The 13659-nt window shown below is 65.0% G+C and carries 12 protein-coding genes; 4 read left to right on the top strand and 8 right to left on the bottom strand.

The genetic code is table 11. The features are described 5' to 3' along the window. The first annotated feature begins 161 nt into the window (after positions 1-161). The 3 genes from ACOOGG_RS12730 to ACOOGG_RS12720 all read left to right on the top strand — a co-directional run bounded on the left by ACOOGG_RS12730 (position 162) and on the right by ACOOGG_RS12720 (position 3036). A complete protein-coding gene (locus ACOOGG_RS12730; protein ID WP_420435596.1) occupies positions 162-1148 on the top strand; it encodes a hypothetical protein in 987 nt (328 codons plus the stop codon). A 74-nt stretch (positions 1149-1222) separates the two neighbouring features. Further along, positions 1223-2050, top strand: coding sequence for an enoyl-CoA hydratase/isomerase family protein (locus tag ACOOGG_RS12725; RefSeq protein ID WP_420435594.1), 828 nt, complete (start codon positions 1223-1225; stop codon positions 2048-2050). Beyond that, the gene (locus tag ACOOGG_RS12720) at positions 2050-3036 is read left to right on the top strand and encodes an NADPH:quinone oxidoreductase family protein (protein WP_420435592.1); all 987 of its coding nucleotides are present in this window, start codon (positions 2050-2052) and stop codon (positions 3034-3036) included. Before ACOOGG_RS12725 ends, ACOOGG_RS12720 begins: the two co-directional genes overlap by 1 nt. Here ACOOGG_RS12720 and ACOOGG_RS12715 read toward each other — a convergent pair. The 8 genes from ACOOGG_RS12715 to ACOOGG_RS12680 are packed head-to-tail and all read right to left on the bottom strand — an operon-like array spanning position 3033 to position 8972. Then, on the bottom strand, positions 3033-3500 hold the full coding sequence (locus tag ACOOGG_RS12715; RefSeq protein ID WP_420435590.1) for a universal stress protein: 468 nt from the start codon (positions 3498-3500) through the stop codon (positions 3033-3035). The two genes, ACOOGG_RS12720 and ACOOGG_RS12715, sit on opposite strands and share 4 nt — an antisense overlap. A 13-nt stretch (positions 3501-3513) precedes the next feature. Beyond that, positions 3514-4302, bottom strand: a complete 789-nt coding sequence (locus ACOOGG_RS12710) for an SDR family NAD(P)-dependent oxidoreductase (RefSeq protein ID WP_420435588.1) — start codon at positions 4300-4302, stop codon at positions 3514-3516. An 11-nt stretch (positions 4303-4313) separates the two neighbouring features. Beyond that, on the bottom strand, positions 4314-4772 hold the full coding sequence (locus tag ACOOGG_RS12705) for an ester cyclase (RefSeq protein WP_420435586.1): 459 nt from the start codon (positions 4770-4772) through the stop codon (positions 4314-4316). Further along, a complete protein-coding gene (locus ACOOGG_RS12700; protein WP_420435584.1) occupies positions 4763-5392 on the bottom strand; it encodes a cysteine hydrolase in 630 nt (209 codons plus the stop codon). The genes ACOOGG_RS12705 and ACOOGG_RS12700 overlap by 10 nt, the downstream gene beginning before the upstream one ends. Positions 5393-5408: 16 nt before the next feature. Continuing rightward, positions 5409-6209 (bottom strand): trypsin-like peptidase domain-containing protein, encoded by an 801-nt coding sequence (locus ACOOGG_RS12695; RefSeq protein WP_420435582.1) that lies wholly within the window; start codon positions 6207-6209, stop codon positions 5409-5411. Then, entirely contained in the window at positions 6199-6570 is a 372-nt protein-coding gene (locus ACOOGG_RS12690) for a nuclear transport factor 2 family protein (RefSeq protein WP_420435581.1), read from the bottom strand. The genes ACOOGG_RS12695 and ACOOGG_RS12690 overlap by 11 nt, the downstream gene beginning before the upstream one ends. A 12-nt stretch (positions 6571-6582) precedes the next feature. Then, positions 6583-7815 (bottom strand): acyl-CoA dehydrogenase family protein, encoded by a 1233-nt coding sequence (locus ACOOGG_RS12685; RefSeq protein WP_420435579.1) that lies wholly within the window; start codon positions 7813-7815, stop codon positions 6583-6585. A gap of 11 nt (positions 7816-7826) precedes the next feature. Beyond that, complete coding sequence (locus tag ACOOGG_RS12680) at positions 7827-8972, bottom strand: acyl-CoA dehydrogenase family protein (protein WP_420435577.1); 1146 nt, start codon at positions 8970-8972, stop codon at positions 7827-7829. Between the two features lie 86 nt (positions 8973-9058). Between ACOOGG_RS12680 and ACOOGG_RS12675 the strand changes: the two genes are divergently transcribed. Next, the gene (locus ACOOGG_RS12675; protein ID WP_420435575.1) at positions 9059-13609 is read left to right on the top strand and encodes a fibronectin type III domain-containing protein; all 4551 of its coding nucleotides are present in this window, start codon (positions 9059-9061) and stop codon (positions 13607-13609) included. Positions 13610-13659: the final 50 nt, after the last annotated feature.

The following is a 13659-nucleotide window of genomic DNA, read 5'->3' as shown; positions in this document are numbered from 1 at the left end:
CACCACTTCCTGAACTGAACACTCGGTGCCCCGGGCCTTAGGGTCCGGGGCACCGGTCGTTTTGCAGCTTTGATGAATGACAGGGAAGGTCAGGCGCGCTACAGTTACCCGACCTATACGAGTAGGGGCTGCTGCGTCGCACAGCCAAAGGAGTAACGATCATGACCAAGACCAAATTGGTGTTCGCAACGATGGCACTGGCGCTGGTCGCCTGGGTGGGGGCAAGCGCCGCCTCAGCGCAAGACGGGCCTACTGTGACGCTGAGTCCCTCAAGCGTTTCAGAAGCCGGCGAGGCAGAAATCACCGTGACTGGCTCCGGATTCACGGTGGACTCAGTCTCAGCTGTTGCATGCAGTTTTTCCGAGGATATGGATCCCTCTGAGATCGACACAGATGCCCATTGCGGTCTAGGAGCTGGCAATCTGATCATGGCATCCCTGGTTGCAAATGTCGCAGTGGCTGATGGGAGCTTCGAAGCCACGATGACAGTGGATGTTCCCGCCCAGGGCATATTCATCGGAGCAGGAGTCCCCAATGGAGAAACCGCAAATACACTGCTGACCGTGGGCGACGACGACATGGGCGACGACATGGGCGACGACATGGGCGACGACGACATGGGCGACGACGACATGGGCGACGACATGGGCGGCGACGACATGGGCGGCGACGACATGGGCGGCGACGACATGGGCGACGACATGGGCGGCGACGACATGGGCGGCGACGACATGGGCGGCGACGACATGGGCGGCGACGACATGGGCGGCGACGACATGGGCGGCGACGACATGGGCGGCGACGACATGGGCGGCGACGACATGGGCGGCGACGACATGGGCGACGACATGGGCGACGACATGGGCGACGACATGGGCGACGACATGGGCGACGACATGGGCGGCGACGACATGGGCGGCGACGACATGGGCGACGACATGGGCGACGACATGGGCGACGACATGGGCGACGACATGGGCGACGACATGGGCGACGACATGGGCGACGACATGGGCGACGACATGGGCGACGACGAAATGCTGGCTGAAACTGGTGCTAACACGCCGCTGTTGGCTATCGTTGCTCTAGCCGTGGTGCTCGCCGGTGCGATGGTGCTCGGCCTCAGCCGCAGGCTGCGCATCCAGTAACACCGCTAACAGATCAATACTCTCGGTGCCCCGGGCCTTCTGGTCCGGGGCACCGGTCGTTATAGGGTCGGGCCATGAGCTACCAGCTAATCCTGATCGACGATCCCGCTCCGCATGTCCAGCGGATCACCCTGAACCGCCCGGAGAAGCGCAACGCCATCAGCACCCCCATGCGAAAGGAGCTGTTGGCCGCCCTTCAAGCCGCCGATGTCGACAACGACGTGCGGGTGTCGATCATCCGAGGGGCCGGTCCCTGCTTCTCCTCGGGCTACGACCTGTCCGACTCGCTCATGGACGATCCGCCCCATTACACCGCTGGCGGCGACGGACAGTGGTCTCGCCATGTGACCGATAGCTGGCTGGCCATTTGGGAGCTGGCCAAACCGGTCATCGCCCAGATCCACGGCTATGCCCTTGCCGGTGCATCGGAGCTGGCCGCGGCCTGCGACCTGGTTTACGTGGCCGACAACGCCGACATCGGCCACCCGGTGGTGCGGGTGCTGAGCCCGCCTGATTTCAACTACCACCCCTGGCTGGTGGGGTTCCGCAACGCCATGGAGATGATGCTCACGGGTGATTCCTACTCGGGCGCGGAGGCAGCAGCCATGGGCTTCGCCAACCGGGCCTACCCCGAGGCCGAGTTAGAAGAACGGGTGCTGGAGATGGCCCAGCGGGTGGCCCGGGTTCCGTCCGACCTCCAGCAGATCAACAAGCGCAGCGTGCACCGGGGCATGGAGGCCATGGGGACCCGCAACGCCATCCGCACCATGTCGGAATACCAGGCCCTGGCCGGCAACGTCGGCTCGGTCCAGGAGTTCAAGCAGCGGGCCTTAGAGAGCATCAAGTCGGTAGTGGATCGCCCAGCCGCGGCCGGGACTGGTGCAGACGGAGGGCAGGGCTGATGCGGATCTGGCGACAGCACGAGCTGGGCGACCCGGCCGAATTGCTCCAATTGGAGGAAGTCGATACGCCGGTGGCCGATTCCGACCAGATCGTGGTGGACACCGAAGCCGTCGGCCTCACATTCGTAGACTGCCTCATGGCCCGGGGCCTCTATCAAATGGAGACCAAGCTGCCGTGGTCACCGTGTACCGAAGTGGTGGGCCGTGTGCGAGAGGTGGGCAACGGCGTAGATCACTTGTCGGTGGGCGACCGAGTGGTGGGCATAGGCGGCGGATCGCTGTCCGAGCAGACCGCTCTGCGGGCCAGCGGTGCCCACAAGCTGGCAGAACAAGTGTCGGCAGGCGCGGCGGCCGCCGCGCTGGTGAACTACGGCACCTCGTGGTTCGCCCTCCACGACCGAGGGCAACTAGCCGAAGGGGAGACGCTGCTGGTTCACGCCGGAATGGGCGGCGTGGGCTCAGCCGCGGTGCAGCTAGGTCAGATCGCGGGCGCCAAGATCATCGCCACCGCCGGCGGGCCGGAGAAGACTGCCCTGCTGAAGGACATGGGAGTGGACCTGGCCATCGACTACCAGGAGACCCCCGACTTCGTCGATCTGGTGCGAGCCCACACCGATGGCCAAGGAGTTGACGTGTGCTTCGACCCGGTAGGCGGCGACGTGTTCGATCGCTCCAGGCGGTGCATGGCCTGGGACGGCCGGCTACTGGTGATCGGCTTCACCAGCGGCCGAATCGCCGACGCCCCCACCAACCACATCCTGTTGAAGAACTACGCAGTGGTTGGCGTCCACTGGGGCGCCTCGGTGGGCCGCAACCCCGAGCCGTCAGAAATAGCCCGCCAGAAAATCTTCGCCCTCCTCGAACAAGGCCGCCTCAATCCCCCCGTATTCCCCCCTTATGCCTTCGACGATGTCCCCGCCGCCCTAGATGCCATCTACCAACGCCAAACCTGGGGCAAAGTCATCGTGAAGCTATGGGCGACCTAGATTGGGAGGTCGGGGCGGACTATTACTACGGGGCAGCTTCCGTGTTGGGCGATTTGCTGGCTGACCGAGCCTAGAAGCAGGCCTCGGAAACCGCCTCGGCCTCTTGAGCCCACTACCAGCATGGCGGCGTTGTCAGACTCGGCGATAAGGGTGTCGGCCGCCCGGCCCCTGATCATGCGGCGCCTGATCTCCACCCCTTCGGCGTCCACCTCGGCCAGCACCTCGTCGATAATGCTGTCTTGCATCCGCTTGACCTCAGCTTCGAGGTCGATTGGATCCAGCGGTACGTAGTTGAAGTCGGGAGAGGCCGGTACGTAGGTGGTGGAGTAGGCGGTAACCACGTCCACATAGGCATTTCTATGCCGAGCTTCCTTGATGGCCCAGCGCAATGCGGCTCGGGCACCGCCCGAACCCTCTACTCCGACGACGATCCGATTCTCCGGCTCGTTCACCTCATCTGCCATCGGAACAGTGTAGCTACATTGGATCGTACGGGAAGTCTGCGTCGACTCCCCCGTCCACCACCAATGTGCGGCCCGAAATGAAGTTGGAGATCGGTGCGGACAAGAACAGCACCGCACCGGCGATGTCCGAGGGCACGCCCATGTGGCCCATCGGCACGGCGGCGTTGTTGATCGCCCTACGCTCCTCGTCGAACAGCGCTTCCATGCGGGGGGTCAGGATCGTGCCTGGCGCTACGCAGTTGGCCCGGATCCCGTATGGGGCCAACTCGATTGACACCGATTGCATCCATGCCATCAATCCCGCCTTGGCCGCCCCATAGTGGGCATGGTTGGGCGCAGCAGTTAGCCCGCTGACCGAGGCGATGAACACCATCGTGCCCCCGCCGGTCTCCTTCATGGCCCGACCGCCGATCTGGGAGATGAGATAGGCGTGGCGCAGCACCATGTCGAACTGCCAGTCCCACTCCTCATCGTCGATTTCCAGCACCTCGGACCATCCGGACACGCCCACGATGTCAACGATCCCATCGATCGATCCCATGGTCCGACCCGCTTCGTCTACCAGGGCCTGCACGTCGTCTCGCTTGGTGATGTCGGAGGTCCAGGGAATGCCGTCCACCTCGGTGGCCACCTGCTCGGCCCGCTCTGATTCGAGGTCGACGCAGAACACCTTGGCCCCCATTTGGGCCAGGGCGTGGGAGGACTGGCGGCCCATGCCCTGCCCAGCACCGAGAACGATGAAGCCCTTGTTGTCGAGCCGCATGAGCCCGGCGTAGTCGGGCACCGGTGAAAGATCGGCCATGGTCAAACTCCCTAGTCGGTTTGTAGTTCGGATTGAGATGCTGCCACTTTGCGAAGGTGGCGGACCACCTCGGAGAAATCGGAGTAGCCCCACTGCTCGGTGATCTTGCCGTCGGCGAGGCGCACCATCTCGATCATCCCCCACTCCACGGCCTCGCCGGTGGGCTCGATGCCCAGCAAGGGGCCGGAGTGAGTGCCCTGAGCAGCGATCTTGATCACCACCAAGTCGCCTTCGGCCACGATCTCTTCGATGTGGTCCTGCCAGTCGGGGAACGCCGTGCGCCATGTGGCGATCAGCCGGCGCATCCCATCGGGACCAGACGGGGCCGGACCCACGCCGTGAGCTGTGAAGTCATCGGCTAGAACCTCGTCGAGCAGCTCCACCTGTCCGCCGTTCACGATGTCGCGCACCAACCGCTCCACCACGGCTTTGTTTCTATCTGCTGTGGCCGAGCCTTCGGTCATGCCCATCGGGCCACGATGTCGTCCACGGTGAGCATGGTGGTGAGAAAGGCCATGGTGTTGTCCATCACTGCGTCGCCGTAATCGGCCGGGATGCCGGCCACCGCGTCGCCGGCCAGCACCACCTGATAACCCAGATCGACAGCGTTGATCACCAGCCCCATCACCCCCACGTTCAGCGACACCCCGGCGGCCACCATCGTGGTCACCCCCAGGTTGCGCAGGGTCTGGTCGAGCGAAGTGCCCATGAACGGCGACATGCCGTGCCAGCGGGCTATCTCGATGTCAGATGGCTGGGGATCGAATTCTTGAATGACCTCGGCCGACTCCGACCCGATCAGCAGCCCCCCGTTTTGCTCGCTCATCTTGGCCGACGCCGCCAGCATCCGGCAGTTGGCCACGCTCCCCGCCCTGTCTTCTCTGAAGTGGGCCAGGCAGTGCACTACCGGCACCCCGGCCGCCCTGGCGTCGGCGCACAGCCGGGCCCCGGCGTCGATGGCCCCCCGGTCGAGCATCACATCCCGTAAACCGCCCATCGAAGCCATATCGCCGATCACTCCCCGCTGGCACTCCATGGTTACCACTGCGGTGTGCGACGGGGATAGCAGGTTGTCCAAGTCCACAGGCATCGACTGAGACTAGCCCCTAGCGCGTCCGGCAGGGCGGGGTCGGGAGGGGGGTTCCGTCGATCCCCGCCCAGAAGTCGGCGATCTCGTTGCGATCGAGGGCGTACCCCTGGTCAGGTTGGCCCCGGGCGACGGCGAACACCATGCCCACTACCTCGCCGTCGGCGTTCACCAGCGCCGCGCCGGAGTCACCCGCGGCCAACAGCGAGCGAATCTCGAGCACATCGCGGCCTTCTGTCTCCTGGGCGTAGAAGTCGCGGCCCGTGGCCAAGATCCTGCGAGTCACCTCGAAGGGCACGAACTCCAACCCGTCGTCGGAGTCGACCGTGGCCACATCGCCCACATCGGCGGCCCTCGCACCCACCGAGGCCAGTCCGACTGAGGTGATCAAGGACATGTCCGAGGTGCGTCTCAAGCTGGGAATCCGCACGGCGGCGATGTCCCGACCGGGGTCGAATCCCACCAGCACGCCGATCTCCGATCCGCCCTCGGCCGCGCTCACCGTAATCTGCTCGACCCCGGCCACCACATGGGCGTTGGTGAGCACCAAGCCGGGTTCGACCATGAACCCGCTTCCCTCGGTGAACTGCCCGCAGGCCATCCCGCTGACGTGTACCGCCGCCCTTCGGATGTGGTTGCGCTCAGCCAATACCGGCCGCGGCGGCGAGTCCAGCGCCCAAGTGAGGCCCCAGCCCACCAGCAGCCCCAGCGCAACCAGCCACAGCAGCCATCGCAACAATTTCCGCCGGTTGGGCGACAGCCCCCCGGGCGAGGGCTGTTCCTCAGTCGGCGGCCCCGGCGGCCCCGAATCAGACGACACGCAGGTCTTCGAGCGAGTAAAACGCCCGCAGCGAGGTCAGCAGGCCGTCTTCGTTGAATTCGGCCACATCCACCACGTCGAGCTCGTAGTTCACCCCGTCGAAACACACTTGGGCCACCATCGGAGCGGCTGCCTCGTTGCCTGCTACCCGTACCGGCCCGGTCAGCACCAGGGTTTCGGCCAGCTCATTGCCCTCGTAGAACGCCCGGACGGCATCGATCCCCTCTTGCACCGGACCGCCCACCGGCACCTGGCACGACCCGTTGTCGGCGTAGAACGACAGAATCGCCTCCACATCGCCAGCGCTCACCGCGGCGGCGTAGCCCTCCATCACGCTGCGCATGTGCTGAGCATCAACCATTGGCGCTCCCTTTCAGTTGCGGGGAATCTCACTCCACGGGGTGTTCTTGTCGACACCGGGCTCTTTGGGCAAGCCCAGCACCCGCTCGCCCAGAATGTTGCGCATCACCTCTGAGGTGCCCCCCTCGATGGTGTTGGCCCGCGACCGCAAGAAGCCCTTGACCGGAGGTGCGTCCCGATGAGAAGCACCATCTGAAAGGTCGGGCCTTTTCATGGGATAGCCCTGGGGGAAGAGCATCGCCGGCGACCCCATCACGTCGATTAGGCATTCGTAGATGCGCTGGTTCAACTCGGCCGACACCGCCTTGCCCACTGACCCCTCAGGACCGGGCGTGCCCACCGAAGCCTGCGTCCGGGCCCGCCAATTGGTGAGCCGCAACACCTCGGCCTCAGCCCACAACCGTACTACCCGATCCCGCAGCACCTGGCGGCGAACCGCTTCTGCTGCTCCCTGGCCGTCGGCTTGACCCTGAATTTCCTCCCAGGCCGACACCAAGACGCCGATAAGCCCACTGCCCCGGGTGGGGACCCCCCCGCCCAGTGCCACCCGCTCGTTCATCAGCGTGGTGATGGCCACATTCCAACCCTGTCCGGGCTGCCCTAGCCGCATGGAGTCGGAGATTCGGACGTCGTTGAAGAAAACCTCGTTGAATTCGGCTTCGCCGGTGATCTGGTAGAGAGGGCGCACCTCCACTCCGGGAAGGGTCATGTCCACCACGAAATAGGTGAGGCCCCGGTGCTTGGGAGCATCAGGTTCAGAGCGAGCCACCAGCATCCCCCAGCGAGACCGATGGGCCAGCGAGGTCCACACCTTTTGGCCGTTGACCACCCATTCGTCGCCGTCAAGGTCGGCTCGGGTGGCCAAACCGGCCACGTCGGAGCCCGCGCCAGGCTCGCTGAACATCTGGCACCAGATCTCCTCGCCCGTGAACAACGGCCGCAGCAGACGGTGGTGCATCTCCTCGGTTCCATGGGCCAAAACGGTGGGAGCGCCCATCCCGATGCCGATGGGGTTGACGTGCAGGTCGTGCCAATAGCGACTGCCGCCGCGCAGCTCCTCTTCCACTACGGTCTGGGCCTTGGGGGAAAGGCCGAGCCCTCCTTTGCCTACGGGAAAGTCGACCCGGGAAAGGCCCCGATCGAATTGGGCACCCCGAAACTCGTACTGCGTCGCCTCGGCGGGGTCCACCTCGTCCAACAGGTCCCGCACTTTTTGGCGAAGCTGATCTTCAGAAACCTCGGCCACCTCTCGTCCTCTCAGGAGTACCGATCGCGGAGGTGGCGGGCGATCACCATCTTTTGGATCTCGCTGGTTCCCTCCCCGATGATCATAAGGGGCGTATCCCGGAAGTAGCGCTCCACCGGATACTCCTCGGTGTACCCGTTGCCTCCGTGGATGCGCAACGCGTCGGAGGCGATCTCGAAGGCGGCCTCGGAGGCGAACAGCTTGGCCATGCCCGCTTCGAGGTCGATGCGCTCCCCGGAATCGTAGCGGCGGGCGGCGTCGTAAGTCATCAGGCGGGCGGCGTGGAGCTTGGTGGCCATCTCGGCCAGCTTGAATCCGATGGCCTGGTGGTCGTAGATGGGCCGACCGAATGTCTCCCGCTCCTGGGCGTATCTCATGGCGGCGTCGAGCGCGGCCTGGGCCACCCCCACGGCCCGGGCAGCGATGTTGATCCGCCCCAGCTCCAGCGCTGAGAGGGCATAGCGCAGCCCGTGGCCCACCCCGTCGGGGCCGCCGAGCACGTTGGCGTCGGGCACCCGGAAATCGGCGTAAGCCATCTCCACCGTCTCCACACCCTTGTAACCCAGCTTGGGGATGGTGCGCGAAACGGTGAGCCCGTCGGCTCCTGGGCCCGGCGCCTTCTCCACGATGAAGCAGGTGATGCGGTCGTCGGGGGTGCGAGCCAAAAGCATCACCATCTGGGCCCTCAGGCCGTTGGTCACCCACATCTTGGTGCCGTTGACGATCCACTCGTCGCCGTCGGGCACCGCCCGGCAGCGGATGTTGCGGGTGTCGCTGCCCGCATCGGGCTCCGACAGCGAGAAGGCCGACCGTACCGAACCGTCACACATACGGGGCAAGAAGCGCTCCCGCTGCTCGTCGGTGCCATAGCGACCGATCATGGTGGCCGCGATCTTGTGGGTGTTGAGGATGCCGGCCAGCGACATCCACCCTCGGGACAGCTCCTCGATGATGCGGGCGTAGGTGGTGACATCCAGCCCCAGACCGCCGTAGACCTCGGGAATGGTGGCTCCGAACAGGCCGAACTCACACATTTGGGCGAACATGGCCTCGGGAAACTCGTCGGCATGCTCGAGGTCGGGGGCGTTGGGAATCACCTCTCGTTCCACCCAGGTGCGGATAGCACCGACCATTTCGTCGGCCAGCTCGGTGTCCATAGCGAGACCACGATAGGTCATATTCCGCCCGTGTACGCCCCTGTGGCATGACATCTGTTGGGACTGGTTGGGATATAGTTTTCCCCATGCTCCTTGCAGAACGGCCAGCTTTTTTCGACGCCAAATGGTCCCGACAGGGTCTGGGACTGGGGCTGGCAGTCGTGCTGGCTGCGTCAGTGCTCGTCGCCGTCAACGCCCAAGGGGCGACGGCGCAGTCGCAAACAGCCGACCAGAGCGCAGCGGAGCGTTGCTCGGAGATTCACCTCTTTGGCGCCGAGCCGGTGGACGTGGCCAAATCCGCCGACGGCCAAACCGTGCTGGCCCAGGTGAGCTGGGGATTCCACGACAGCATCGGCTGCTTCCTCGCCTTTGACGACGATGCAATGGCCACCCTTCGTGCCGCTGGCCCACCAGCGAGCCTGCCTCAGGGCCAGACCGACGACTCAAGGCGCTGTTTTGAGCACCACAGGTTCGGGGAAGAGCCGGTAGACGTGGCCAAGACCGCCGACGGCCAAACCGTGCTGGCCCGCCTTAGCTGGGGATTCCACGACAGCATCGGCTGCTTCCTCGCCCTCGATTCGGCCGCGACCAACACCTTGCGCGCCGTCCCCCCGGGCGCTCCCGGCAACATCTCAGCCACCGCCGGTGACGGCCAAATCACCGCCACTTGGACCGCGCCCGCCTCCGATGGAGGATCCCCCATCACCGTCTACACCCTGGCCTACAAAGCCACCACCAGCGGCTGCCCGACCACTATCGACGCCAGCTGGACCGTCCGCACCATCTCGACCACCTCTGCCTCCATCGGAGACCTCGCCAACGGCACCGCCTACCGGCTTTGCGTCAATGCCGCCAACACTGTCGGCGACAGCGACTGGACCGGCACCACCGCCACCCCCGCAACCACCCCCGGCGCGCCCGGCAACATCTCAGCCACCGCCGGTGACAGCCAAATCACCGCCACTTGGACCGCGCCCGCCTCCGAAGGAGGCGCACCCATTACCGCCTACACCGTGGCCTACCAGGCCGGAGCCACCACCTGCCCGACCGACGTCGACAGCACTTGGAACCCCCGCACCACCTCGACGACCACCACCACGATCGCGGGCCTCGCCAACGGCACCGCCTACCGCGTGTGCGTCAAAGCCACCAACCAAGCGGGCGACAGCGACTGGACCGGCACCACCGCCACCCCCGCAACCACCCCCGGCGCGCCCGGCAACATCTCAGCCACCGCCGGTGACAGCCAAATCACCGCCACTTGGACCGCGCCCGCTGACAATGGCGGAGCACCCATTACCGGCTACACCGTGGCCTACAAGGCGGCCGCCTTCACGTGCCCGACCCCCAACTCGATCAGCACCTGGACCGCCCGCACCACCTCGAACACCTCCATCACCATCGGAGACCTCACCAACGGCACCGCCTACCGGCTTTGCGTCAATGCCGCCAACAGTGTCGGCGACAGCGGCTGGAGCGGTGTCTCCAGCTCTCCGAGCGACCGGCCCGGTCTGCCGACCAGCGTGCAATTCACCGGCACCGGCCCCGACCGGCTAACCGTGGCCTGGACCGCGCCCACCGCCACCGGCGCCTCGGCCATCACCGGCTACACCATCCAATGGTGTACCGCCACCAACAAAGTCTGCGCCGGCTCTTGGAGCAGTGCCAGCGCCACCGGCACCAGCTACACCATCGCCGGCCTTACCGGCAGCATCTCCTACGGGGTGCGGGTCCAAGCGGTCAATAGCCGCGGAACCGGCTCGTGGAGCAACCCCACATTCGCATCCACCACAGCCGCCACCCCCCCGAGCACCCCCTCTGGTCTGGCGGCCTCGATCGACGACCGCCAAATCGCCCTGCGGTGGAACGCGCCGTCCGCCAACGGCGCGCCCATAACCGCCTACACCGTGGAATGCCGGCTCGGTGGCACCGCCATCGCCACCGGCAACTGCGGCAGCAGTGCCTGGACCCGCTACACCACCGTCTCGGGCACCTCCACGACTATCTCCGGGCTAGCCAACGGAACCGCATACGACATCCGGGTAAGAGCTTCCAATAGAGCAGGCAGCAGCGCTTGGGCCACTGTTGCCGCCACGCCGGCCGCCCGCCCCCGCATCCCCTTCGATGTCCGGGCTTCGAACAGCGGCCGCAACATACTGGTCACATGGACGGCCCCATCTTCTGGTGGATCGCCCATTTCCAGCTACACCGTCGAATTCTGCTCCGGGGGATGCACGAGTTGGCGATCCACCACCGTCTCCGGAAACCCGCCAGCCACCACCGCCACCCTTACCGGACTGTCCAGCGGCACCACCTATCGAGTTCGGGTCCGAGCCGCCAACAGAGCCGGCGAAAGCGGCTGGAGCACCACCGGTACGGCCACCACGCCAACCCTGCCCGGCACACCCACCGACTTGACCATCACGACCATAGGGCGAGACGAGTTGACAGCCGCTTGGACTGCACCAGTCTCCGTGTCAGGCGTAAGCCACTACAACGTCCAGCGGTGTAGCGCGGCGGCCAGGAACGACGGCACATGGCGTTGCTCTAGCGGCTGGAGCAACGCGGGCGCGGCCACCGGCACCCCCCATACCATTACCGGACTCAATGGCAACACCGCCTACAGCGTGCGGGTCCAAGCCGCCAACGCCGCCGGCACCAGCGGGTGGAGCAACACCTACACGGCCACCACCCTGCCCCCCGATCCCCCGGGCACACCCTCTGACTTCAACGCCGCCGCCGGAAACCGCCAGATACGGCTGAGTTGGACCGCACCCGAGGCCAACGGGGCCCGCATCACCCGCTACACCATTGAATGCTCGAGCAGCAATCAGGGCAACCACCGCTGCGACGGCACTCGCTCCGATGGCACCCCCAACTCCAACAACACCTACACCACCTCTGGCACCGCCTACACCATCTCTGGCCTCACCAATGGCGTCCAATACACGTTCACTCTCTGGGCCACCAACAGCGCCGACAACAGCGGCACGACCCAAGCACAAGCCACCCCAGCCAGCCGTCCTGACCGACCCAGCGACATCAACATCGATCCGACCTACACCGGAGACGGCAGGGTCAACCTGGCCATCGAGTGGATTGAGGTCGCTAAGGAGGACAATGGTGGAACGGACATCACCGGCTACACCGTGCAATACCGCGCCGGTGGCGGCAACTGGAGCTTCGTCTATTTCGGCACGGACACATCCACCACCATCCAAGGCCTCACCGTGGGCCCCCGGTATTACGTGCAAATCCGATCCCACAACGCAGTCGGCGAGAGCAATTGGGCCCAAGCCTCCAGCGACCCGACCGGCACACCGGCCAAGCCCGATCCTGTGACACTCTCCGGCGTCGACCGCGGCGGAATAACCGCCATCTGGTCCGCGCCCGATCGAGGTGCATCGGACATCACCGACTACGACCTCCAGTGGTGTACCGCGAGGGAGAGAACCGTAACTGTCAACCAAGTCGATACAACTACATATCCGTGTAGAAGCTCGTGGCGCACGGTGGCTGACTACGACTTCGATACCGACTCCACCAGCTACACCATCACCGGTCTCACCGGCAGAACTAGCTACAGCGTGCGAGTTCGCGCAGTCAATGTCCACGGAAACGGCGAATGGAGCGACGTTGAAGCCGGCAGCTTCGCTACTACCAACCCCCCCCTCGCCCCTGAGCCTCCCAACGCCCCCACCGCCACTGCCGGAAACCGCCAGGTTCGGCTGAGTTGGACCGCACCCGAGGCCAACGGGGCACGCATCACCCGCTACACCATTGAATGCACGAGCGGCCTCACGGGCAACCACCGCTGCGACAGCGGTAGCGCCAATAACACCTACACCACCAGTGGCACTTCCTACACCATCTCCGGCCTCACCAACGGCAACGAATACATGTTCACTGTCAGCGCCACTAATAGCGAAGGAGACAGCAGCTATTCCTCATCAGTAACGGCCGTACCGGCCACCCGGCCTGACCGACCCGACCCCGACGACATCCAAATCACCGAGACCTACCAAGGTGGCTTGGTCAACCTGGGCGTAGCGTGGATTGCGCCCGAGAATGATGGAGGCTCGGACGGGGGCATCACCGGCTACACCGTGCAATACCGTTCCAGCGGCGGCAACTGGAGTTTCCACTACTTCGATACGGTTACTTCCACCGACATCACCGGCCTCATCGTCGGCCGCAGATACGACGTGCAGATCCGTACCCACACTTCAGCCGGCGAAAGCATCTGGGCTCAAAAGTCGGTTACTCCCACCGGCAGACCCGGCGCTCCCACCAGCGTGGGCATCTCAGGAGGAGCTAACGAGGTGACGGTCAGTTGGTCCCCGCCCGACGCCATCGGTGCATCGGACATCACTGGCTACAACGTCCAGCGGTGTACCGCCAGGGAGACCGAACGTACCGTCAGTGGCACCATTACCCATACGTATAGCTGTACTTCCGGCTGGAGCAGTGCTGGCACGACCGCAGCTGGCACCACCAACCTCACAATTGGCAACCTCGCCTGCGGTACTCAATACGGAGTGCGGGTCCAAGCCGTCAACTCCCACGGCACCGGTCCCTGGAGCGACATCGACCGCGATAGCGCTACCTGGTCCACCGAAACCAGCGCGTGCTCGTGAAGTAGCTCTCTCGACCACCCTCGACCAGCGCTATTCGCGCTGGTCGGGGG

Origin of the sequence: Candidatus Poriferisocius sp., from assembly GCF_965214065.1 — a bacterium.
GTDB lineage: Bacteria > Actinomycetota > Acidimicrobiia > Acidimicrobiales > Bin134 > Poriferisocius.
Note: the sequence above shows the minus strand (reverse complement) of the source record. Positions and strands in the feature narration are given on the sequence as shown.

Coding starts and splice junctions, on each gene's coding strand:
- ACOOGG_RS12730 (WP_420435596.1), top strand. CDS start 162: ATGACCAAGACCAAATTGGTGTTCGCAACGATGGCACTGGCGCTGGTC.
- ACOOGG_RS12725 (WP_420435594.1), top strand. CDS start 1,223: ATGAGCTACCAGCTAATCCTGATCGACGATCCCGCTCCGCATGTCCAG.
- ACOOGG_RS12720 (WP_420435592.1), top strand. CDS start 2,050: ATGCGGATCTGGCGACAGCACGAGCTGGGCGACCCGGCCGAATTGCTC.
- ACOOGG_RS12715 (WP_420435590.1), bottom strand. CDS start 3,500: ATGGCAGATGAGGTGAACGAGCCGGAGAATCGGATCGTCGTCGGAGTA.
- ACOOGG_RS12710 (WP_420435588.1), bottom strand. CDS start 4,302: ATGGCCGATCTTTCACCGGTGCCCGACTACGCCGGGCTCATGCGGCTC.
- ACOOGG_RS12705 (WP_420435586.1), bottom strand. CDS start 4,772: ATGGGCATGACCGAAGGCTCGGCCACAGCAGATAGAAACAAAGCCGTG.
- ACOOGG_RS12700 (WP_420435584.1), bottom strand. CDS start 5,392: ATGCCTGTGGACTTGGACAACCTGCTATCCCCGTCGCACACCGCAGTG.
- ACOOGG_RS12690 (WP_420435581.1), bottom strand. CDS start 6,570: ATGGTTGATGCTCAGCACATGCGCAGCGTGATGGAGGGCTACGCCGCC.
- ACOOGG_RS12680 (WP_420435577.1), bottom strand. CDS start 8,972: ATGGACACCGAGCTGGCCGACGAAATGGTCGGTGCTATCCGCACCTGG.
- ACOOGG_RS12675 (WP_420435575.1), top strand. CDS start 9,059: ATGCTCCTTGCAGAACGGCCAGCTTTTTTCGACGCCAAATGGTCCCGA.